The following is a 20736-nucleotide window of genomic DNA, read 5'->3' as shown; positions in this document are numbered from 1 at the left end:
TGGCATAGCTTTTTTGCACTGGACAACACGCAACCTTCGGGCACCTGCATATGGTAGTGATGGAGAGAAAGGGTGATTCAACGTGTTGCTGGACGGCGTATTCGCGGGCGGGGGGGTCAAAGCCTTTGCCTTTATCGGCGCCCTTGAAGAATTGGAAAAGCGTCATTATCGTTTCAAGCGTGTCGCGGGAACGAGCGCGGGAGCATTAATGGCGTCTCTCGTGGCCGCCGACTATAAAAGTAATGAATTAAATGAGGTCATGGAAGAATTGAATCCGGAGACTTTACTCGATCCCACCCCCTGGACGCGTCATTTGCCGTCATTGCTGAAATGGCTCGGCGTTTATTGGGGGTTGGGTCTTTACAAAGGAGACCGTCTGGAAGAATGGATAGGGGAAAGACTGGCCGCTAAAGGGGTTCGTACATTTAGTGACTTACCCTCGCAAGCCCTGCGGATTATCGCTGCCGATTTAACCCGCGGGCAGATGATCGTGCTTCCTGATGATCTGCACCGGTATGGGATTATCCCGGAGACATTTCCGGTTGCACGTGCCGTTAGGATGAGCTGCAGTTTGCCGTATTTTTTTCAACCGGCTAAACTGTTCGATAAAAAGGGGGAGGGCGCGCGCATCGTTGATGGCGGGATTTTAAGCAATTTCCCCATGTGGTTGTTTCGAAAGGAAGAAAACGCGAAGCGTCCGTTACTCGGGTTTCAACTCAATCCCGAACCTGATGACATGCGAAATGAGATCACGAATGCCCTGGATCTTTACAGCGCCGTTTTTGAAACGATGCAAAAAGGGCATGATGCCCGTTATGTTGAGGAACATAAGCAGGAGAACGTCGTTTATATTCCTGTGGATAAGATAAAAACAACCTCCTTTTCCTTGACAAAAGAAGATCGCCGCCGGTTGGCGCGTCTGGGACGGGAATCAACGATAGAGTATTTAAAAAGCTGGAGCGGTTAGCAGAAAAACTTATTTTTTCCTTTGGCCGTCGATCACTTTCAGATGGCTTTTTTTCTTGCGGCGTCTTTGTTTTGCCGCCTCTTGCTGTTTTTGGCGTGCTTTGCTTTGTTTCAGGGCTTTACGATAGTTGCTGTCCATGCCGCCGCTCCGCCTTGGCAGCACGACGCGTGTCAATAAGAAGTACAGACCGACGGCGAACAGCGCGGTAATCATGAGGGTGAGAAAGAGCGCGCTCGGATTCGTCCATAACCGATAGATGAGGCCGAGCGCCGCCAATCCCAGAATCACGCCGATCACCGGGTGCCGGACAAGATTTGACATACGTATACCTCCTTTTCCGGATGTCAGATGTCGGAAGCCGGAAGTCAGACGAAGCGGCCGCCGACTTTTTCTTCATCTTCAAGGGTTTTTTCGCGTTCAAGCATTTTTTCAAACGAGGAAATGGACACTTCAACTTGATCATCTTTGGGCTGTTTCGTCGTCAACAGCTGCAGCCACAAGCCGGGTAATCCCAACCAATTGAGGATGGGAATGTTTCTCAGTTTATTCGTTCCCTGCAACACTTCATAGGAAACGCCCAACACGACGGGAATGAGGAGGAGTCGGTGGACGACCCGTTCGATGACGTTATCAAAAGGAATGAGCAGATAAATCATCACCCCGATGATGACGGTGAAAAGCATGAAGCTACTGCCGCACCGGTAATGGAGGCGGGAATAGCTTTGCACATTTTCAACGGTTAACGGCTTGCCTGCTTCATACGTGTTAATCACCTTGTGTTCGGCTCCGTGATATTGGAAAACGCGTTTAATGAGCGGCAGTAACGAGATTAAATAAATGTAACCGATGAGAATCAGAAATTTGAAGAACCCTTCGAGCAAGTTTTGGGCAACGTGGCCCGGGAAAATGGGCGAGAACAAATCGGCGATAAACACAGGGATGGCAGTAAAAAGAATATTGCCGAACAGAAAGGCAAAGACGCCCACAGCGGCCACACCGAAAATCATCGTCATCTTTGATGTTTTTTCCGCTGATTCGATCTCCCCATCGTCATCGGGGTGCACATCATAGCGGTCGGAGGCGTAATTGAGATGTTTGTTGCCGACCATCGCCGCTTCGATCAAGGCGACGGTACCCCGCACAAAGGGTATTTTTTTAAGCTTTTGCAGCACGGGACGTGCGACTTTACGTTCTTCGTAATATTCGATCGCATTATTTTTTCTGCGGATGGCGGAAACGGTGATCCGCTTCCCCGCGAACATCACGCCTTCGATAAGGGCTTGTCCGCCATACGCGGGTTTTTGTTGTTGATCGCTCATTGCTGTCACCAGCCTGTCTTTTTGAATCCCTTCCCATTCTACATGAAGGAGCGCTTAAGCTCCATCCTTTCGCAAAAATAAAATTCAGCATGATACACGCGCTGAATGTTCATACTAGAAAGCGAGGTGATGACGATGAACAGAAAACATAAAGAACCGAAAGGGATGCCGTTTGCCGTAAAGGTGTTACTTACAGGTGTTTTCGGCGGTTTAATATGGAGTTGTATCTGGTACGTGGCGTACTTTTTTAATTTTACGGATGTCGGTCCTGCCCTGATTTGGATGGCCTGGGCCCTTGGCGACTGGACGGAGCAAATGGTGGGGCAATGGACGGCTGTCGGTATCATAACCGTCTTGTCCATCGGGGTCGCTTTTTTGTATCGGTTTGTGCTTGTCCGTGTCCGAGGCATGTGGATGGGCCTTTTATTCGGAGCCGTATTATGGGGTCTTGTTTTTTTTGTAGCCAATCCATTGTTCGTTGAATTGGATCCCCTCTTTGATATGGAAGGCATGACCATCGTCACGACGTTATGTCTGTTTATTATGTATGGCGTCTTTATCGGGTATTCCATTTCCTATGAATATGAGTTGCTGCAATTCGAGAAAAGAGGCTGAAAAAATCCATCGCGGGAAGGGGACAATTGTGCTAGAATGGAGGATGTTGACCTGTAACGGTTAGTAAAGGAGGAAAAATCATGAATCGTCTCGAAGTTGTGCGTACGCAATTTGAACAGGCAGGCATCGATGCCCTTCTCGTTGATAGTCCGACGAATCGCAGGTATCTTTCCCGGTTCACGGGCACGGCTGGAGCGGTGCTACTCACAGCCAATGATGCTTTTTTGATTACCGACTTTCGATACGTTGAACAAGCGAAAAGTCAATCTGCAGATTTCGATATCGTCCAGCACGAAAACGGCGCGATGAGTGAAGAAATACAAAAACTGCTCGAGAAAGAGAGCGTTCAGTATCTGGGTTTTGAAAAAGCGTATACGAGTTATGAAAAATACGAGCTATACAATCAGGCGTTTTCGGCGGAGCTCGTCCCCGTTGCCGGCATTGTTGAAAACCCTCGCATGTTTAAAAGCCAGGATGAGCTGAAAACGATGAAAAAAGCGGCAGGGATCGCCGACGCTGCTTTTGAACATATCGTCACCTACATAAGGGCCGGGATCCGTGAACGTGATATCGCCAATGAACTTGAATTTTTTATGCGTGAGCAAGGTGCCGAATCGTCATCGTTTGATATCATTGTTGCATCCGGAGAGCGCGGCGCACGCCCGCACGGTGTCGCCAGCGACAAACAGGTCGAAAAAGGCGATCTGATTACGATGGATTTCGGCGCTTATTATGACGGCTATTGTTCCGATATCACCCGTACCGTCGCGGTTGGGGAAGTCAGCGATGAACTGCGCGACGTCTATGATACGGTTTTACAGGCCCAGCTTAAAAGTGTGGAGAAGATTAAAGCCGGGATGACCGGCATCGAAGCGGATGCCATCGCGCGAGAATTGATTTACGCGGAAGGATATGAAGGATATTTCGGCCACGGGCTTGGCCATGGCCTGGGTATGGACGTTCACGAAGAACCCCGGCTGTCCATGAAAGGAAATCTACAACTGGAACCGGATATGGTCGTCACCGTTGAACCGGGTATTTATCTTCCGGGTAAAGGCGGCGTACGGATCGAAGACGATATCGTCATTACCGAAGAGGGTAATGAACGCCTTACGACCTCGGATAAGACGTTGAAAATAATCGAAGCATAAAGGAGGGATACCATGGTCTCTGTGAACGATTTTCGCACAGGCTTAACGATCGAGACCGATGGTGACATTTGGACGGTCGTTGATTTTCAACATGTCAAACCCGGCAAAGGAGCGGCCTTCGTTCGCTCGAAGCTGAGAAGCCTGCGTACGGGAAACATTCAGGAAAAAACGTTTCGCGCCGGTGAAAAGGTGAACCGGGCTCATATTGAAAAAAATCGCATGCAATATTTATACGCGGACGGAGACTCCCACGCTTTTATGGATATGGAGACGTTCGATCAAATCGAATTGACGAGCGAGCAACTCAAGTACGAGCTTAATTTTTTAAAGGAAAACATGGAAGTGCAAATCATTTCTTACGGAAATGAAACGATTGGCATTGAATTGCCGAATAACGTAGAGTTGACCGTCATCGAAACAGAACCCGGTCTTAAAGGGAACACGGCATCCGGGGGTTCGAAACCGGCGAAACTCGAGACAGGATACACGGTGCAAGTGCCGTTATTTATCGAGGAAGGAGAAGTCCTCGTCATCGACACCCGCAAAGGGGAATATACACAAAGAGCACAATAGCAGGGGCCCCTCGAGCAGGGGCTCTTTTTAATGACTGCGAGATTAAAATTTCACGTACCGTATTTTTCATTGACCACTGCTCTTAAGTATAAGTCAGACCAAACTTCGGACATTTTTCAACTTGATGCCCTAACGCGCTAAGGCGAGAGTCGTTAGATCGCCAATGTAGGTTGTTGAAGCCCTAACGCGCTAGAGCCGAAGCCGTTAGGTCGCCAATGTTGGTTGTTGGAGCCCTAACGCGCTAGACCCGAAGCCGTTAGGTCGCCAATGTAGGTTGTTGAAGCCCTAACGCGCTAGACCCGAAGCCGTTAGGTCGTCAACGTTGGGTTATGAAGCCCTAACACGCAATAACAGAAGCCGTTAGGTCGTCAACGTTGGCCGTTGGTGTATGAATCCTTTAACGCCTTATGCGATTCGCTTGTAATTTTCCAACACACCATCCGCCATCACTTCCCAAAAGCATCATCTCGCGCACCCGTAGTGCATAAAATGTACAGACATTGCTGATCGGCGATGAAACATCCAGCCGCAAGGTTCTAATATCCGAGTGGATTCATACATTGTACAAGCAAGCTTTATGGCAAGATTCCTGCCTGGACCGGCGACTATCGACTGCCCGTGTCATTGTCCACGTCATCACAGAATTGGGGCTGATGCTTCATGACGAATACACAGCTTAAGGAAAGGACCGTTATTTCAGAAAAGACGATTGTTGCGCTCCTTCCCGAACGATTCAAAGCGGATATTCGCGCCGTTTTGCAAACGAAAAACCTGGAAGAGATCCGCCTGCGCGTCCATCGTCCACCCGAGGTCATCTCCAAACATGAGCATTATTTTATGAAGACCGATACGCTCACAAAAAATGATGCGGCCTTTGTCATGAACCAATTAAGCCAGCATTCAGTCTATGCTTTTGAAGAAGAGCTACGTAACGGTTTCCTTACGTTAGCGGGCGGTCATCGCGTAGGGCTCGGCGGTGAGACGATCGTTGAACAAGGGAAAGTGAAGACGCTCAAACATGTGCGTTCTTTCAATATTCGCATTGCCCAGCAGCTGAACGGGGTGGCTGATCGTTATCTGACGGAATTGTTTAAAAAACAATGGCGTAACGTATTAATCATAGGTCCTCCGCAATCGGGGAAAACGACTCTATTAAGGGATATTGCGCGGACGGCCAGTTACGGGCAGACGTCAAAACGCATTCCTTCGCGCAAAGTGGCGATCGCCGATGAACGCTCGGAAATTGCAGCTGCCTTTGAAGGGGTGCCGCAACATGACCTTGGCCCTCGCACCGATGTGCTCGACCGTTGTCCGAAAGCGGAAGGGATGATGATGCTCGTAAGAGCGATGAGTCCCGATCTTCTTATCGTCGATGAAATCGGACATGAAGACGACAAGACGGCCTTACGGGAAGCCATGAATGCCGGCGTATCGGTGATATGCAGTGCGCATGGACGCTCGATCGCAGACATGGAAGAGCGGCAGTTGTTATGGACAGCGTCGGGGCGCCCGCTTTTCGACCGCTTGCTCCTCTTGAACGAAACGAAACAGGGAGAGCTTATCGTGCCGGGGAAGGTGAAAACGTGAGCTGGCTCGGCGCCGTCTTCATTCTCGTTTCCCTGACAGCGGTCGGCTTTGAATGGTCGCGGCGTCTCTCGGGGCGGTCAAGGCAAATTCGACAGTTGACGACCGCCTTGCAAATGCTGGAAGCAGAAGTGATGTATGGACATACGCCGCTTCCCGTCGTATCCCGAAAATTGGAACAGACACTCAGCGAACCGCTTTCCCGCATTTTTTCTACTTTTGCTTACCATTTGGAAAATGAAAGTATCGACAGCGAAAAAGCCTGGGAACAGAGCATCGACGCGCACTGGTCGGAGACCGCCTTACGGCATAAGGAAAAAGAAGTTCTCCTGCAGTTCGGGCAAACGCTCGGTCAGCACGGACGTGAGGAACAGCAAAAATATATTCAACTGACGCTGGCGCATTTGCGCACCGAAGAGTATGAAGCGATTGAAGAGCAACGAAAATATGAAAAAATGGCGAAATCGCTGGGGTTTCTCGGCGGTTTACTCGCCATCATCGTTATGATATAGAAACGAACGATCATTGGGCGCTTTGAAGGGGGGAAATGCGGTGGGATATGATGTCGATACGATATTTCAAATCGCAGGAATCGGGATTGTCGTAGCCATGATACACACCGTCTTGAAACAGATGGGTAAAGAGGATTGGGCGCAGTGGGTCACCTTGATCGGGTTTGTCGTCATCCTTTATATGGTCGCTACCATCGTCGATGATCTTTTCCAGAGAATTCGCAGCATTTTTCTTTTCATAGGGTAGTCCAATGTCGCTGGACATGATTCAAATCGTTGGTTTTGGTCTCGTTGCTGCCTTTCTGTCAATGATCGTCAAGGAACAAAAGCCGGCCTATGCTTTTCTTTTGACGTTATTCGTCGGTGCGATGATTTTTCTGTTTTTGCTTGATCATATTGTCATCGCTTTTCAACTCATTGAAACGTTGGCCAATCAAGCAAATATTAACATGATTTATCTGGAGACGATGCTGAAGATTATCGGGATTGCCTATATTGCCGAATTCGGTGCCCAAATCGCCAGGGATGCAGATGAAGGGGCGATCGCACAAAAAATCGAGCTAGCCGGGAAAGTATTGATCGTTGTGATGGCTCTGCCCATCTTCAACGTTTTAATCGAAACGGTCATTTCCTTGATTCCAGGCTGAAAGAGTGGGTCAATATGAAAAAGCAGTGGGCAGCTTTGGTCGCGGTCGTCATCTTGATAAGCGTTCCTTTTATCGTGTCAGCTGAAGATGAAGATGCTGAATCGGGCCCGGTGCTGCCCATCGAAGAGGAAGATACGGAAGCTCTACCTTCTGCTGAAGACATGCTCGATGAGCAAATGGATGAACAGATGGACAGGCTCGGTCTTACGGAGATCGAAACGTTTTGGGATGATCTGCAAAACGAATACGAATCGTTTTTACCGGAAAGCCAACGCGGGGATTTGAGTGATTTTCTCCAGGGGGAACGCCAGTTTAACCCCGCCGATTGGGGACAAGCATTTCTTCGTTTTCTGCTGAACGAGATTACGGCTAATGTGACGCTGCTCGGTACGCTGCTCTTGCTCACCGTCTTTACGATGGTGCTGCGGGCGCTACAAAACGCGTTTGAACACGCCGCCGTCAGTAAAATCGCCTATAGCGTCACATTCACGGTGCTTATCATCATCGCGATGAACAGTTTCTATGTCGCCATGTCTTACGCGCAGGAGGCCGTCGAGAGCATGGTGAATTTCCTGATTGCTCTCTTGCCGATGTTGCTTGCTCTCCTTGCCATGACAGGTGCCGCCTCATCGGCCGCGTTGTTCCATCCGTTGATCATCGTGCTCGTGAATACGAGCGGTTTGTTGATCGAGCGTCTCGTATTGCCGCTGATATTCGTTTCCGCGCTTTTACATGTGATCAGTACGATGAGTGAAAAATTTCAATTATCCAAACTCGCCACACTGATTCGCAATGTCGCCATGGCTGTCCTGGGCGCGTTCCTCACCGTTTTTCTGGCCGCGATTTCGGTTCAGGGAGCGACGGCTGCCGTCACCGATGGCGTTACCGTGCGGACGGCCAAATATATCGCCGGCAACTTCGTCCCCGTCGTCGGACGGATGTTCACAGATGCCACCGATACGGTGATCGGCGCTTCGCTTCTGTTGAAAAATACGGTTGGTGTGGCCGGACTCGCGATCCTTTTTATCATCATCGCTTTTCCGGCACTCAAAATTCTTGCCCTCGCGGTGATTTTCCAGATGTCCGCGGCCGTTATGCAGCCGCTCGGGGGAGGCCCCCTCGGAGACTGTCTCAGTATATTCGCCAAGACGGTGTTGTTTATATTCGCCGCTGTCGCTGTCGTAAGCCTGATGTTTTTTCTCGCGATCACGGTCATTATCACGTCCGGCAATTTAGCGTTAATGGTGAGGTGAGGGACAATCGCCTATTTTAATGAATGGATTTTGACGTTGATGATCTTTTTGCTGATCGCGGTCATTCTTGAGTTGTTATTGCCGACATCGACGATGAAGCGGTATGCCGATTTGATTCTTGGCTTAATTATGATGATCCTCATCTTGCAGCCGATCTTCGATCTATTGAATCAAGATCCGACCACGTGGTTCGATTGGGAGGATTTTCAGGTGACGGAAGGTGTCGATGAAATGGAAATTGCGATTGATCAAAAGAAAAGTGAAATACAAGCCAGTCATGATGCATATATTTCAGAACAAGTAGCTGCTCGTCTGGGCAGTGAAGCGGAAAATGTGCTGGAAGAGGATTTTGATCTAAGCTTGCGGGAGATTTCTGTTACCGCTCAACCCGAGCTGGAAGTGGCTGTCGTTGTCGCGGAAATAGACGAGCAGGAAGCGGAGGCCGTTTCCGTCCAGCCGGTCGAAGAAGTTTCCACTGACAGCACGAGTGAGCCCGATTCCACACAGACCGTTCAGGATAGTAATACCGAGGAGGTGGGCGCGCGTCTTGCTGAAGTATGGGAGATCGAGGAAGGCAGTATTGACGTCAGCTTTGAGGAGGATGGGTTGAATGAGTGAAAAACCGCCGTTTTCCAAATGGTTGCCGTCTGGTGATGGTTCCCGCAAATTTCGCTGGTATTATCTCGGTGGATTGCTCCTCGTTGGCATATTCCTTATGTTTGTCGGTACGACCGGTGGCGATGATGACGAGCCATCAGACGTTTCCTCGCCGGGGGTGGATGATGGTCAGGAAGAATCGGTGTTTCTCAATAATGATGACGATGATGATGACAGCAATGATGCCGGCGAGCAGCGTTCTTCCGGGGAGATTGGCGAACTTGAACGAGCGTATGCCAGCGAACTGGAAGGCGCCCTCGAATCGATGAGCGGTCTTTCAGGCGTTGAAATCGTAGTCAATCTGGAGGCATCAGAAAGCAAAGTATACGAAAAAGATACCTCGCATCGCCAACAAACAACAGACGAGACTGATACGGAAGGCGGGGATCGCACGCTTGAGGAAGAAACAGAGGAAGAAGAAATTGTACTCGTACCGGAAGGAGATAGCGAAGAGCCCTTGCTGATTCGAACGGAAAGGCCTGAAGTCTCCGGCGTTCTCGTCGTTGCCGATGGCGTGGATCAACTCGATCTCAAGGAATCTGTCATCGAAGCTGTTACCCGTACGCTTGATGTCGAAGCCCACCGTGTATCGGTCGTGCCTAAATAGTAAGGAAAGGATGAGTGATGTGGTTTTGAAAAAACAAACGGTTTGGTTGTTAACGATGCTCAGTCTTGTCGCGGTTCTCGGTGTTTATTTTTTCACCCCGGACGGGCCCGCTGAACATGAAACGGCGCTTGTCAGCGACGATGAAGAATCTCTGGAAGAGTTTGAAGGCGATCTTTGGGAACAATTCCTGGAAGAAAACCCTGAAAGCGCCGAAGTCGTAGAAGAGTGGGATGAAGAGGACGGCGTTGAAGAAGAAGGCAGCGAAGACGTTCCTGCCCAGGAAAACGGAGAAGAAGAACCTCCGTCAGAGGAAGATCCCCCTTCCGACGAACAAGCAAGTGACGAGACCGAAGTTTCTGCTGAAGCAACTGATAGCAGCGACTGGTTCAGCGCCTTGAGAATTCAACGGGAAGAAAACCGCAGCGAAACGAGGGAAAACTACACGGATGTACTGGCTTCCAGTGACGCGACCACAGAAGAGAAAAATGAAGCCCAGGATGAGCGGGAACGCCTGCAAACGATTGCTGATCTGGAACATACACTTGAACAAAAGATTCAATCCCAGGGGTATAGCGATGTCATCGTCATGAGTGAAGAAGACGAGGTAAGGATTCTCGTGGAAGCGGAAGAATTGTCAAGAACGGAAGTTGTGGAGATTAATCGTCTGGCCAGCGAAGAACTGGGAGAACAACCGGTCTCCGTTGGATACCATCACGGCGAAAATGAAGCAGAAGCTAACGATTGAAGGATCCCCCTCGGGTCCTTTTTTCATTCACGGATGAAATGTGGGCTTCAACATGCTATAATCAATCCAATGAACACATACGATTCGATGCAATAAGGAGAGGTCTTTGACTATGGAATGGAATGACTTAACCGAAGGGGCGAAAGCCGTTTTGGAGCAAACACGTAACCTGAAAAATGATCATATACAAATCGTGGAATTCGAAGTCGGCTACGAGGAAGAGGCGTCTGCAGATCATCCGCATCCGGTGTCCATTCAGGAAGCAGATTATGAGAACCTGAAGCAGTTCACGAAGGAAAACGAGTATGATGAGCACTACCATATGGCTCGCAACAAAAATATGGTGAAGATTATTTTGCTGGAGCATAAAAAGGTCCCGGATAATCTCTCGGAGTTCCCCGTGTTTCGCCAGTACCGGATGGATCGCTTGCGGGAAGAGAGGGCCCGGCTGCAAGCCGAGCAAGAAGCAGAAGAACAGGCCGATGAGGAAGACGGAATAGAGCAGGAGCCATCTTAAAAGGGGGTAAGGGTATCATGAGTGAATATCAAATGCTCGATATCGAGGAACAGGAAAATGATCTGGGGAAAGTAGAGATCTCCCCGGAAGTGATTGAGGTGATCGCGGGACTCGCCACCTCGGAAGTCGAAGGGATATCAGCGCTAAGGGGCAATATCGCCACCGATGTAGCCGAACGCTTCGGCAGAAAAAATCACGGAAAAGGGGTGAAGGTTGAGCTTGGCGAGGACGGGGTCGTCATCGACGTTTCACTCGTCGCCTATTACGGGGTATCGGTCCCTGAAGTCGCCAGCCAGGTACAGAGAAATATCCAGCAGGCTTTGGAGACGATGACATCGATCGCGATGGACACGATCAATATTCACGTCGTCGGCATCCAATTTGAACAACAGGAAGAGCAAGACAATCAATGGGAGCGTATCTCCGATTAAGAGTAAGAAAACGAGCAGAAGGAATGGGCGACATGAATAGAAGACTGGCACGGATACGGGCGGTACAAGCCCTTTATCAAGTAGAAATGACCGATGTTGACTGGCGGCACGCGCTGGAAGCCGCCCTGGATGAAGGGGAACACACAGATGATTACCTAGCAGATGTGATTCCCGGAACGCTCGGAGAACTCGCGACCATTGATGAGCAAATCGTCAACCAGTTGGAGAACTGGACATTGGAGCGAGTCGGGAATGTGGATCGGGCGGTGATGCGCCTGGCTGTTTATGAAATGCAGCATCGGGAGGATATACCGGTGCATGTGGCGCTCAATGAAGCGATTAATACAGCAAAAGCCTTTGGCGGTGATGAAGCCGGCAAATTCGTCAACGGAGTTCTATCTGCGAAAATGAACAGCAGTAATGGAGGGGGAACATAAGCATGACAGCGACGATCATTAGTGGCAAGGAGTTGTCGGAACGATTAAGAGGCGAGTTGGCTGACGATATTAAGGAACTCAGCGTCCAGCCTTCCCTGGCCGTCATCCTGATCGGGGATGATCCCGCTTCGCACAGTTACGTGCGCGGGAAGGAGAAAGCCTGTGCGGCCGTAGGCATTCATTCGATTGTTAAGCGTCACCCCGCATCTTTACCGGAGGAGGAACTTCTCGCCGAAATCGAAGCTTTAAATGAAGACAGCAGTGTCCATGGGATTCTCGTCCAGCTCCCGTTGCCGGACCATATTTCCGAAAACGCGGTTCTGGAAAAAATTGTAATCGGAAAAGATGTGGACGGGTTCCATCCTGTCAATGTCGGACGTTTGCTCACCGGGAAAAAAGCGTTCACCCCCTGTACACCGCTGGGGATTATGAAAATGCTGGAGATCAGCGGCGTAGACCCCAAAGGCAAGCGTGCGGTCGTCGTAGGACGAAGCCAACTCGTCGGTCGGCCGGTCGGCCAGCTATTGTTGAATAAGGACGCGACGGTTACTTATTGTCACTCTAAAACGGAGGATCTCGCTTCGGTAACGCGGGAAGCGGATATTCTCATCGCCGCTGCCGGGCGCGCGGGTATGATCGGTGCAGAACACGTCAAAGACGATGCAGTTGTTATTGATGTCGGCGTGAATCGGATGGAGACAGGGAAATTGACCGGAGATGTTCAGTTTGAGCCGGTCAGGGAAAAAGCAGGTTGGCTCACGCCCGTACCGGGAGGTGTAGGGCCGATGACCATCACAATGCTCCTACATAATACAGTGGAAGCCGCACGGGGTACGATGTTCGATGTTCAATCCTGAGCAAAGGTATATGTCCGTTACACAACTGACGAGGCAAATCAAGGGTTTAATTGACAAGAGCCCATTGCTTAACGATGTTTTTTTACGGGGTGAGATCTCGAACTTCAAACATCACAGCCGCGGTCATATGTATTTCACGATCAAGGATGAAAAGGCGCGAGTGTCAGCTGTCATGTTTGCCGGCAACAATCGCACTTTACGTTTTCGTCCGGAAAGCGGCATGAAGGTGCTTGTCCGCGGCAATGTGTCCGTTTACGAACCTTACGGGCAATATCAGTTGTATGTGCGGGCGATGGAACCCGATGGGATCGGACAACTGTATTTGGCCTATGAACAGTTGAAAAAGAAACTGGAATCGGAAGGCCTGTTTCAGGAAGCGAGAAAACGGCCACTTCCCAATTTCCCGGATCGAATCGGGGTTGTCACCTCAAAAACGGGTGCGGTGATTCGCGATATCTACACGACGGTGAAGCGAAGGTATCCGCAAGCGGCGATCAACCTGTATCCCGTGGCTGTCCAGGGCCCGGAAGCGGTCCCGGGCATCGCGGCCGCGTTAAGGCAAGCCGATCAAGACGGAAATGACGTCTTGATCGCAGGCCGCGGGGGCGGATCCATCGAAGAACTCTGGGCGTTTAACGATGAACAGGTCGTGCGCACGGCCGCAGCGCTTAAAACCCCGCTCATTTCCGCGGTAGGGCACGAGACAGATGTGACCCTGATGGACTTCATCGCAGATGTTCGGGCGGCGACACCTACAGCCGCGGCCGAGATGGCGGTTCCCTCTCTTGTCGAATGGCAGGAAAAAGTCACGACCCGCAAAAACCGCTTGCAGCAGCTCATGCAACAGATTATCAATCTTCGCAAAGAGAAGCTCTCCTACTTACAAAACGCGTATGCGTTTCGTTACCCTGCCCAGTTACTCCAACAAAAGGAGCAGGAACTTGACCGCAATATTGAACGCCTGCAGCGAGGCATGAACACACGCCTGCAATTACAGAGACAACAGGTCAATGAGCAGAGTAGACGGATCTCTTTGCTCAAGCCCGCGCGACTCGTTGCGGAAAAACGAAAGCAACTTGAAACCGATACGAAAGAGCTTCAGCTCAATGCTGAACGCCTCTTGAGCAGTCAAGCCAATCGCTATGAACAGTTGCTCACGAAGTTGCGTATTCTAAATCCGATGGAGACGCTAAAACGGGGATACACGGTCGCTTATCGGGAGAACCGACTTTTAAAAACGGTTGATGCCATACGTGTAGAAGACGAACTGCGCGTTTATTTTCAGGATGGCTATGTTAAAACGCAGGTGACCGAGAAGGGGAAGGAAACATTCGCATTCCAGGAGGAGGATGAAATCGATGACGGATGAGCAAAACGAGGAAACAGATAACAAGCAAACGTTCGAAGCGGACATGAAAAAACTCGAGCATATTATCCATCAGCTTGAAGAAGGGGATGTTCCGTTGGAGAAGGCGATTGATATGTACCAGACAGGGATGAAGCTATCCAAGCGCTGTCACGATCAATTGCAACGAGTGGAAAAGCAAATGGACCAAATCGTCAAGGAAACGGGAGAAACCGTCCCCTTGAATGAGGAAGAAGGCAAGAACGAATTCTCCGGATAAGTATATGAAATAATGGAAGGCTAGCGTCCAGGTGACGTTTGCAGGGTACCAGGGAAAGGAGAGAAACAGACTTATGCGTTTCCTCCCATCTTTGAGCAGATAAGAAAGTATAAAATTTTCTTATCTTGCATAAGTGCAACTAAGGCTTTCGCCATGCTTGGCGATAAGCCAAGTTTTCTTTATAAGAGTGGGCTTCCGCGCAGCAAGTTCTGGAACTGAAAGTGACAACAAAGAGAATGGATGAGTTGATGGAAGTGCATGTGCCAACGCTCGAGCAAACATTAAAGACCCATGTAGAAACGATGCAGGCTCCCGAACGGTTAAAAGAGGCGATGCTCTACTCGCTGGATGCCGGCGGGAAACGCATTCGTCCGTTGTTGCTGATCGCGACGGCCGGCAGCTATAAACCTGTCACGACCGCCGCGTATCAACTTGGAGCCACTGTGGAGATGGTACACACATATTCTTTAATCCATGATGATTTGCCGAGCATGGACAATGATGATACGAGGCGGGGGAAGCCGACCAATCATAAAGTATTTGGGGAAGCGCTGGCGATTCTTGCCGGAGATGCGCTGTTAACCGAAAGTTTTTCATTAATTGGAAATATGAGCGAAGAAACGTTGCCTCCCCGTGATGCGTTGTATCTAAGCCGTCGGCTCACGGAAGCGAGCGGCGCAACTGGTATGGTCGGAGGCCAGGTGGCCGACCTGGAAGCCGAGAATCGTACGGTGACTCTCGAGGAACTCGAATGGATCCACCGGCAGAAAACAGCCGCATTGTTGACATTTGCCGTCGAGGCAGGTGGTGTTCTCGGAGAAGCGCCCCGGGAAGATATTACGCGTTTGCGTCATTTTGCCGAAGAGGTGGGTATTGCTTTCCAAATTAAGGATGACCTTCTCGATGTCGAAGGAAGCGAATCCACGATCGGGAAGCCGGTCGGGAGTGATGAGCATAATCATAAAAGCACTTATCCGGGCTTACTCTCCGTTGATGAGGCAAAACGAAAACTACATACTCACATCGAACGGGCAGAACATGCCCTGCAATCGCTGACAGTACCCGCTCCGGATCTTTTCGCCGTTCTATCCTATATGGAATCAAGAGACCGCTAATTGACGAATTTCTATCTTGTGCTACCGTAGAGGTAGCATTTTTGTGTTTATGCCAGTAAAATGGAAGGAGCACATTGTTTAGCTGCCAAGTGGAAATGATATAATACAAGAAATGAATGACGCTCGGAAGAGATTTACCCTGCGTTAAAAAGATTGAAGAAAGAGGGGGCTTGCCGCATGGATCTAGAAACCATTCAGCATCCCGGTTTCCTGAAAAGTTATTCCCGTAAACAATTGGACGAGCTTGCCGAAGAGATACGCTCGTTTCTGATTTCAAAGCTATCCGCTACAGGCGGACATCTGGGGCCAAACCTTGGCGTTGTGGAATTAACGCTCATGCTCCATAAACTGTACGACAGCCCGAAAGACAAAATCATCTGGGATGTGGGTCACCAGACTTACGTCCATAAAATTTTGACGGGGCGAGCGGATCGTTTTGATACATTGAAACAATACCAGGGGTTGTGCGGATACGCAAAACGGGACGAAAGTGAACATGATGTCTGGGAAGCCGGGCATAGTTCGACTTCGCTATCGGCCGCGATGGGTATGGCCACGGCCCGGGACTTACAGGGTGAAGATTTCAACGTGCTTCCCGTCATTGGGGACGGCGCATTGACCGGTGGCATGGCCCTGGAAGCCATGAACCATATCGGGCACGAGCAAACGGACATGACCGTTATTTTGAATGATAATGAGATGTCGATCGCACCGAATGTCGGCGCCATGCATAACATGCTCGGCCGTTTGCGAACGACCGGCGGGTATCGAAGAACGAAAGAGGATATTGAATACCTCGTTAAGAAAATCCCGGCTTTCGGCGGGGCATTAAGTTCCACCGCGGAAAGGCTGAAGGGCAGTCTCAAATATTTGCTCGTCTCCGGCGTTTTTTTCGAGGAAATGGGTTTTACGTACCTCGGACCGATCGACGGGCACAACTTTGATGAACTTCACAGCAACCTGACGTACGCGATACGGACCAAAGGGCCTGTGCTCCTGCATGTGGTGACGAAAAAAGGCAAAGGGTACAAGCCTGCCGAAGATGATGCAAGCGGCGCATGGCATGGGCCCGGTCCTTACAAGATTGAATCCGGCGATATGATTAAGAAAGCGGGGCCGCCCGCCTACAGTGCCGTGTTCAGCAACACCCTCGCGAAGATCGCGGAACAGGATCAGCGGCTCGTCGCGCTCACAGCTGCTATGCCCGGGGGAACCAAACTGGATCAATTTGCAAAGACATTCCCTGAACGCATGTATGATGTCGGGATCGCCGAACAACACGCGACGACGATGGCCGGCGGGCTTTCCACCCAGGGGATGAAACCCGTGTTCGGTGTTTACTCGACGTTTTTACAGCGCGGTTATGATCAACTCGTCCACGATGTGTGCCGTCAAAACTTGAATGTCGTCTTCGGCATTGACCGTTCCGGGCTCGTGGGCGGCGATGGCGAAACCCATCAGGGCGTTTTTGACATTGCTTATCTTCGTCATCTGCCCAATATGAAGATCGTTATTCCCAAAGATGAAAACGAATTACAGCATATGATCAATACTGCCGTTGCCAATGATGATGGTCCCATGGCCGTGCGTTTTCCACGCGGAAACGGGCTCGGCGTCGAGATGGACGAGAGCCTGAAAGTGCTACCCGTGGGTGAATGGCCGGTTGAACAGCAAGGCAAAGATGCCGTCATTCTTGCCTTCAGCACGATGCTGCCGATCGCGAACGAAGCAGCGTCGCAGTTGAATAAACGCGGGATTTCCGTGCGCGTCGTCAATGCCAATTCCGTAAAGCCATTGGATGAAAAACAACTGGATCACATCGCCCAGGAAAATATCCCGATACTGACGATGGAAGAAGCGGTTCTCAAAGGCGGATTCGGAAGTGCTGTCCTCGAATATCTGAACGATCAAAACCATATCGGTGTGCAAGTTAAACGAATGGGGCTTCCGGATCGTTATATCGAGCACGGAAGTCCGTCCAGCTGGTACGAAGAACTGGGCTTAACGGCAGATGAAGCAGCGAGATCCATTTACGAAATGGTCCCGAGAAAAAGACAGCGAGCGTGACCTATGAAGAAAAAGGAACGCGTGGACGTTTTGCTCGTAGAGAAAGGGCTCGTCACAACACGTGAAAAAGCGAGGCGGTCGATCATGGCCGGCCTCGTTTATACAAGCGGTGAACGGATCGATAAACCGGGGATGAAAATGGATCCGCGACAACCGCTCTATCTCAAGGGTGAAATTAGCCCCTACGTAAGCCGTGGCGGTGTTAAGCTTGAAAAGGCATTGCAAGTCTTTCCGCTCACCGTTCAGGGACACATCGTGCTCGATATTGGGGCATCGACGGGGGGATTTACGGATTGTGCGCTTCAACATGGAGCCGAAAGCGTGTATGCCGTCGATGTCGGCTACAACCAATTGGATTGGGGATTACGCTCAGACCCTCGTGTGCATGTGCTGGAGAGGATGAACTTCAGGTATGCCAAGCGGACAGATTTCGAGTATGGAACGCCCTCCGTTGCTGTATGTGATGTTTCTTTTATCTCGCTCAAGCATATGTTCCCGAGTATGTCAGAAGTTTTGTCGGAACACGGCGAGGCCTGTGTTTTGATTAAACCCCAATTTGAAGCCGGGCGTGAAGAGGTGGGAAACAAGGGGATTGTTCGGGAACCTGCGGTTCACCGTCGCGTCATTCAGGAAGTGATGGCAGCAAGTGTCACCTCCCGACTGCAACCGCTCGGTTTGGAAGTTTCCCCCATCACCGGTACAGGTGGCAATCGCGAATACTTGCTCTATCTAAAAAAAGCAAATGAACCCCAGGAGCTTCCTTATGAATTAATCACGGAAACAGTGGAACATTCCTGAGCGTAAATTAAGGGTGAGTGCAATGACTAAGGGACAACGGCATGTAAAAATACGCGAAATCATAAATGAGCAGGAGATCGACACCCAGGAAGAACTCGTCTACCAGTTGCAGGCCGCGGGATTCAATGTCACCCAGGCGACGGTTTCCCGGGACATCAAGGAATTATACCTCGTAAAGGTATTGACGACAGATGGACGCTACAAATACAGTTTACCGGCCGACCGACGCTTCAACCCCGAGGAAAAGTTACGTAAACATCTTTTCGACAGTTTCGTCAGTATCGATTATGCGGATCACTTTATCGTGTTAAAAACATTACCCGGGAACGCCCACGCGATCGGGTCGTTAATCGATCATCTGGGCTGGGAAGATATCATGGGAACGATTTGCGGAGATGATACGATTCTCATCATTTGTAAAGATGGGGGCCAGACTTCCGTGCTTACGGATCGTATTCTGGAGATGCTTTGATTTTAAGAAGGTGTTAGGATGCTCGAAGAACTCTCGATTCGAAATTTTGCCATCATAGAAGAGCTGACGGTTCCGTTCACCTCGGGATTAACCGTGCTCACCGGAGAAACGGGTGCGGGGAAATCGATCATTATCGATGCCCTCGGCTTATTGGCCGGCGGCCGCGGATCCGTTGAATTCGTTCGTCATGAAAGTAAAAAAGCGGAAATCGAAGGCTTATTCATCGTCCCGGAAGGGCATTTGGCGTACGAACGCCTGGCGGATGCAGGTATCGATTGTGAAGAAGGGATGATCGTCTTGCGCAGAGAGATCACCCATAAGGGCAAAAGCATTTGTCGGGTCAATGGTCAACTCGTCACCTTGACGACGTTACGTTCGATCGGACGAACACTGGTAGATATCCACGGTCAGCATGAACACCAGGAATTGTTACAAATGGACAAGCATAGCGGGATGGTCGATGCGTACGCGGTGTCGACATTATTTACGTTAAAAGCTGATTATGAAGCGCATTTTGATCAGTACATGTCGATAAAAAAAGAGCTAAACCGATTGCAAAACAGTGATCGGGAAGATCGGCAGCAACTCGACATCATACAGTATCAATTAGATGAAATCGAACAGGCCGGTTTATCCGAGTCCGACGAAGACGAGAAGCTCGAGCAAGAGCGCTATAAATTGGCGCATGCAGAGAAATTGTATGAACTTCTGCAGTATGCCTATACGAATTTATATGATGAAGGCAAGGGGTTGGAATGGCTCAGAGGCTCCGTTAATCAGCTGGAAGAAGCAACGGCCATTGACCCCACTCTAAAGGCCACGAGTGAACAAGTGGCTGCGAGCTTTTACACGATCGAAGAAGTGTCTTATTCGATTCGGGAACACATCGATCAACTTGATTTTGATCCCGCTCGCTTGCATGAAATCGAAAGCCGTTTGGCTGAGATCGAGGGGCTGAAACGAAAGTACGGAGCAACGATTACGGACATTTTGACCTTTGCCGAGGATAAAGCAGCCGAACAAGAGGAACTTTTGAACAGGGATAAAAAAATTCAGCAATATGAAGAGAAACTGCACGAAGCGTCTGGCTATTTATTGGCAGCGGCCGATGATTTGACGAGGGGGAGAGAGGAAGCGGCTAAAGCCCTCTCGACAGCCGTTGAAGAGGAACTTGCGGATCTTTTTATGGAAAAAACACAGTTTTCCGTACGCTTTCAGACACCTACCCAGGGAGAGCGCGTCCAATACAGCAACGAGGAAAAAACATTGACCCGGGAAGGGCAGGAACGGCTGGAATTTTACATGTCACCTAACACAGGCGAGCCTGAAAAGGCGCTCGCGAAAATCGCTTCCGGCGGCGAAATCTCCCGGATTATGCTGGCTTTGAAGCGAATATTGGCGAACGCTTCCGAGCGTACGGCTTTGATTTTTGACGAAGTCGATACGGGTGTAAGCGGTCGGGTCGCGCAGGCGATCGGGGAAAAAATCGCGGCGATAGCCGGGGAAACACAGGTGCTTTGTATTACTCATTTGCCGCAAGTGGCCGCCCTGGCCGCCAACCATATGCACATCGCCAAAGAAGACGAACACGGGCGCATGCAAACGACGGTGACGATGCTCGGTGACAACGAGCGGGTCGATGAATTGGCGCGTATGCTCTCGGGAAGCGCGGTTACGGAAAAGACACGTGAAAATGCAAGAGAGTTGCTGGAATTTGCCACGCTATGATCTGTCAGTGAATCAGTGAACTTCCACGAATACGCAAGACCGACCATTTGAGGTCGGTT

General features: G+C 50.1%; 25 protein-coding genes. 23 read left to right on the top strand and 2 right to left on the bottom strand.

What is annotated here, in order from left to right; all coding sequences use genetic code 11:
• The first annotated feature begins 82 nt into the window (after positions 1-82).
• Complete coding sequence (locus BLS58_RS01350) at positions 83-967, top strand: patatin-like phospholipase family protein (RefSeq protein WP_090395752.1); 885 nt, start codon at positions 83-85, stop codon at positions 965-967.
• A gap of 9 nt (positions 968-976) precedes the next feature.
• On the opposite strand, the gene BLS58_RS01345 is transcribed toward BLS58_RS01350, so the two are convergent.
• Both BLS58_RS01345 and BLS58_RS01340 read right to left on the bottom strand, forming a co-directional pair.
• Positions 977-1288 (bottom strand): SA1362 family protein, encoded by a 312-nt coding sequence (locus tag BLS58_RS01345; RefSeq protein WP_090395751.1) that lies wholly within the window; start codon positions 1286-1288, stop codon positions 977-979.
• 44 nt (positions 1289-1332) lie between these two features.
• A complete protein-coding gene (locus tag BLS58_RS01340) occupies positions 1333-2286 on the bottom strand; it encodes a DUF1385 domain-containing protein (protein WP_090395750.1) in 954 nt (317 codons plus the stop codon).
• 135 nt (positions 2287-2421) lie between these two features.
• On the opposite strand from BLS58_RS01340, the gene BLS58_RS01335 reads away from it, so the two are divergent.
• The 22 genes from BLS58_RS01335 (at position 2422) to recN (ending at position 20677) form a co-directional block, all read left to right on the top strand.
• Positions 2422-2901, top strand: coding sequence for a YqhR family membrane protein (locus BLS58_RS01335; RefSeq protein ID WP_090395749.1), 480 nt, complete (start codon positions 2422-2424; stop codon positions 2899-2901).
• 80 nt (positions 2902-2981) lie between these two features.
• On the top strand, positions 2982-4052 hold the full coding sequence (locus BLS58_RS01330) for a M24 family metallopeptidase (protein WP_090395748.1): 1071 nt from the start codon (positions 2982-2984) through the stop codon (positions 4050-4052).
• Between the two features lie 12 nt (positions 4053-4064).
• Entirely contained in the window at positions 4065-4625 is a 561-nt protein-coding gene (gene efp / locus BLS58_RS01325; protein WP_090395747.1) for an elongation factor P, read from the top strand.
• Positions 4626-5285: 660 nt separating this feature from the next.
• Positions 5286-6212 (top strand): stage III sporulation protein AA, encoded by a 927-nt coding sequence (gene spoIIIAA / locus BLS58_RS01320; RefSeq protein ID WP_090395746.1) that lies wholly within the window; start codon positions 5286-5288, stop codon positions 6210-6212.
• Positions 6209-6721, top strand: coding sequence for a stage III sporulation protein SpoIIIAB (gene spoIIIAB, locus BLS58_RS01315; RefSeq protein ID WP_176764541.1), 513 nt, complete (start codon positions 6209-6211; stop codon positions 6719-6721). The genes spoIIIAA and spoIIIAB overlap by 4 nt, the downstream gene beginning before the upstream one ends.
• Before the next feature lie 40 nt (positions 6722-6761).
• Entirely contained in the window at positions 6762-6968 is a 207-nt protein-coding gene (spoIIIAC, locus tag BLS58_RS01310) for a stage III sporulation protein AC (protein ID WP_090395744.1), read from the top strand.
• 4 nt (positions 6969-6972) lie between these two features.
• Positions 6973-7368: a stage III sporulation protein AD gene (gene spoIIIAD, locus BLS58_RS01305; RefSeq protein ID WP_090395743.1), complete on the top strand. Its 396-nt coding sequence runs from the start codon at positions 6973-6975 to the stop codon at positions 7366-7368.
• Positions 7369-7382: 14 nt separating this feature from the next.
• Positions 7383-8621, top strand: coding sequence for a stage III sporulation protein AE (gene spoIIIAE, locus BLS58_RS01300; protein ID WP_090395742.1), 1239 nt, complete (start codon positions 7383-7385; stop codon positions 8619-8621).
• A gap of 6 nt (positions 8622-8627) precedes the next feature.
• A complete protein-coding gene (spoIIIAF, locus tag BLS58_RS01295) occupies positions 8628-9239 on the top strand; it encodes a stage III sporulation protein AF (protein ID WP_342705372.1) in 612 nt (203 codons plus the stop codon).
• On the top strand, positions 9232-9885 hold the full coding sequence (gene spoIIIAG, locus BLS58_RS01290) for a stage III sporulation protein AG (protein WP_090395740.1): 654 nt from the start codon (positions 9232-9234) through the stop codon (positions 9883-9885). The genes spoIIIAF and spoIIIAG overlap by 8 nt, the downstream gene beginning before the upstream one ends.
• 19 nt (positions 9886-9904) lie before the next feature.
• On the top strand, positions 9905-10630 hold the full coding sequence (locus BLS58_RS01285; RefSeq protein ID WP_218126113.1) for a SpoIIIAH-like family protein: 726 nt from the start codon (positions 9905-9907) through the stop codon (positions 10628-10630).
• Positions 10631-10742: 112 nt separating this feature from the next.
• Positions 10743-11147 (top strand): hypothetical protein, encoded by a 405-nt coding sequence (locus tag BLS58_RS01280; protein WP_090395738.1) that lies wholly within the window; start codon positions 10743-10745, stop codon positions 11145-11147.
• 17 nt (positions 11148-11164) lie between these two features.
• The gene (locus BLS58_RS01275; RefSeq protein WP_090395737.1) at positions 11165-11578 is read left to right on the top strand and encodes an Asp23/Gls24 family envelope stress response protein; all 414 of its coding nucleotides are present in this window, start codon (positions 11165-11167) and stop codon (positions 11576-11578) included.
• A gap of 32 nt (positions 11579-11610) precedes the next feature.
• The gene (gene nusB / locus BLS58_RS01270) at positions 11611-12015 is read left to right on the top strand and encodes a transcription antitermination factor NusB (protein ID WP_090395736.1); all 405 of its coding nucleotides are present in this window, start codon (positions 11611-11613) and stop codon (positions 12013-12015) included.
• A 2-nt stretch (positions 12016-12017) separates the two neighbouring features.
• Positions 12018-12872, top strand: a complete 855-nt coding sequence (gene folD, locus BLS58_RS01265) for a bifunctional methylenetetrahydrofolate dehydrogenase/methenyltetrahydrofolate cyclohydrolase FolD (protein WP_090395735.1) — start codon at positions 12018-12020, stop codon at positions 12870-12872.
• A 10-nt stretch (positions 12873-12882) separates the two neighbouring features.
• Positions 12883-14241, top strand: coding sequence for an exodeoxyribonuclease VII large subunit (gene xseA / locus BLS58_RS01260; RefSeq protein WP_245723015.1), 1359 nt, complete (start codon positions 12883-12885; stop codon positions 14239-14241).
• The gene (gene xseB / locus BLS58_RS01255; protein ID WP_090395733.1) at positions 14231-14497 is read left to right on the top strand and encodes an exodeoxyribonuclease VII small subunit; all 267 of its coding nucleotides are present in this window, start codon (positions 14231-14233) and stop codon (positions 14495-14497) included. The genes xseA and xseB overlap by 11 nt, the downstream gene beginning before the upstream one ends.
• A 236-nt stretch (positions 14498-14733) precedes the next feature.
• Entirely contained in the window at positions 14734-15612 is an 879-nt protein-coding gene (locus BLS58_RS01250) for a polyprenyl synthetase family protein (protein WP_090395732.1), read from the top strand.
• Between the two features lie 177 nt (positions 15613-15789).
• Positions 15790-17679 carry a 1-deoxy-D-xylulose-5-phosphate synthase gene (gene dxs, locus BLS58_RS01245; protein ID WP_090395731.1) on the top strand — a complete coding sequence of 630 codons (1890 nt, stop codon included), beginning with the start codon at positions 15790-15792 and terminating at the stop codon, positions 17677-17679.
• Positions 17680-17682: 3 nt separating this feature from the next.
• Complete coding sequence (locus BLS58_RS01240; RefSeq protein ID WP_090395730.1) at positions 17683-18477, top strand: TlyA family RNA methyltransferase; 795 nt, start codon at positions 17683-17685, stop codon at positions 18475-18477.
• 22 nt (positions 18478-18499) lie between these two features.
• Positions 18500-18949, top strand: coding sequence for a transcriptional regulator AhrC/ArgR (gene ahrC, locus BLS58_RS01235; protein WP_090395729.1), 450 nt, complete (start codon positions 18500-18502; stop codon positions 18947-18949).
• 18 nt (positions 18950-18967) lie between these two features.
• Positions 18968-20677: a DNA repair protein RecN gene (recN, locus tag BLS58_RS01230; protein WP_090395728.1), complete on the top strand. Its 1710-nt coding sequence runs from the start codon at positions 18968-18970 to the stop codon at positions 20675-20677.
• Positions 20678-20736: the final 59 nt, after the last annotated feature.

This window comes from Natribacillus halophilus, assembly GCF_900100185.1.
GTDB lineage: Bacteria > Bacillota > Bacilli > Bacillales > Marinococcaceae > Natribacillus > Natribacillus halophilus.
This window is presented reverse-complemented; position numbering and strand designations above follow the sequence as displayed.

Excerpts from the sequence above, each read along its gene's own strand:
- recN (WP_090395728.1), top strand. The coding sequence starts at position 18,968 with ATGCTCGAAGAACTCTCGATTCGAAATTTTGCCATCATAGAAGAGCTG.
- folD (WP_090395735.1), top strand. The coding sequence starts at position 12,018 with ATGACAGCGACGATCATTAGTGGCAAGGAGTTGTCGGAACGATTAAGA.
- efp (WP_090395747.1), top strand. The coding sequence starts at position 4,065 with ATGGTCTCTGTGAACGATTTTCGCACAGGCTTAACGATCGAGACCGAT.
- xseA (WP_245723015.1), top strand. The coding sequence starts at position 12,883 with ATGTCCGTTACACAACTGACGAGGCAAATCAAGGGTTTAATTGACAAG.
- dxs (WP_090395731.1), top strand. The coding sequence starts at position 15,790 with ATGGATCTAGAAACCATTCAGCATCCCGGTTTCCTGAAAAGTTATTCC.
- BLS58_RS01330 (WP_090395748.1), top strand. The coding sequence starts at position 2,982 with ATGAATCGTCTCGAAGTTGTGCGTACGCAATTTGAACAGGCAGGCATC.
- nusB (WP_090395736.1), top strand. The coding sequence starts at position 11,611 with ATGAATAGAAGACTGGCACGGATACGGGCGGTACAAGCCCTTTATCAA.
- BLS58_RS01250 (WP_090395732.1), top strand. The coding sequence starts at position 14,734 with ATGGATGAGTTGATGGAAGTGCATGTGCCAACGCTCGAGCAAACATTA.
- BLS58_RS01345 (WP_090395751.1), bottom strand. The coding sequence starts at position 1,288 with ATGTCAAATCTTGTCCGGCACCCGGTGATCGGCGTGATTCTGGGATTG.
- spoIIIAD (WP_090395743.1), top strand. The coding sequence starts at position 6,973 with ATGTCGCTGGACATGATTCAAATCGTTGGTTTTGGTCTCGTTGCTGCC.
- spoIIIAA (WP_090395746.1), top strand. The coding sequence starts at position 5,286 with ATGACGAATACACAGCTTAAGGAAAGGACCGTTATTTCAGAAAAGACG.
- spoIIIAG (WP_090395740.1), top strand. The coding sequence starts at position 9,232 with ATGAGTGAAAAACCGCCGTTTTCCAAATGGTTGCCGTCTGGTGATGGT.
- xseB (WP_090395733.1), top strand. The coding sequence starts at position 14,231 with ATGACGGATGAGCAAAACGAGGAAACAGATAACAAGCAAACGTTCGAA.
- BLS58_RS01275 (WP_090395737.1), top strand. The coding sequence starts at position 11,165 with ATGAGTGAATATCAAATGCTCGATATCGAGGAACAGGAAAATGATCTG.
- BLS58_RS01335 (WP_090395749.1), top strand. The coding sequence starts at position 2,422 with ATGAACAGAAAACATAAAGAACCGAAAGGGATGCCGTTTGCCGTAAAG.
- BLS58_RS01340 (WP_090395750.1), bottom strand. The coding sequence starts at position 2,286 with ATGAGCGATCAACAACAAAAACCCGCGTATGGCGGACAAGCCCTTATC.
- ahrC (WP_090395729.1), top strand. The coding sequence starts at position 18,500 with ATGACTAAGGGACAACGGCATGTAAAAATACGCGAAATCATAAATGAG.
- BLS58_RS01280 (WP_090395738.1), top strand. The coding sequence starts at position 10,743 with ATGGAATGGAATGACTTAACCGAAGGGGCGAAAGCCGTTTTGGAGCAA.
- BLS58_RS01240 (WP_090395730.1), top strand. The coding sequence starts at position 17,683 with ATGAAGAAAAAGGAACGCGTGGACGTTTTGCTCGTAGAGAAAGGGCTC.
- spoIIIAE (WP_090395742.1), top strand. The coding sequence starts at position 7,383 with ATGAAAAAGCAGTGGGCAGCTTTGGTCGCGGTCGTCATCTTGATAAGC.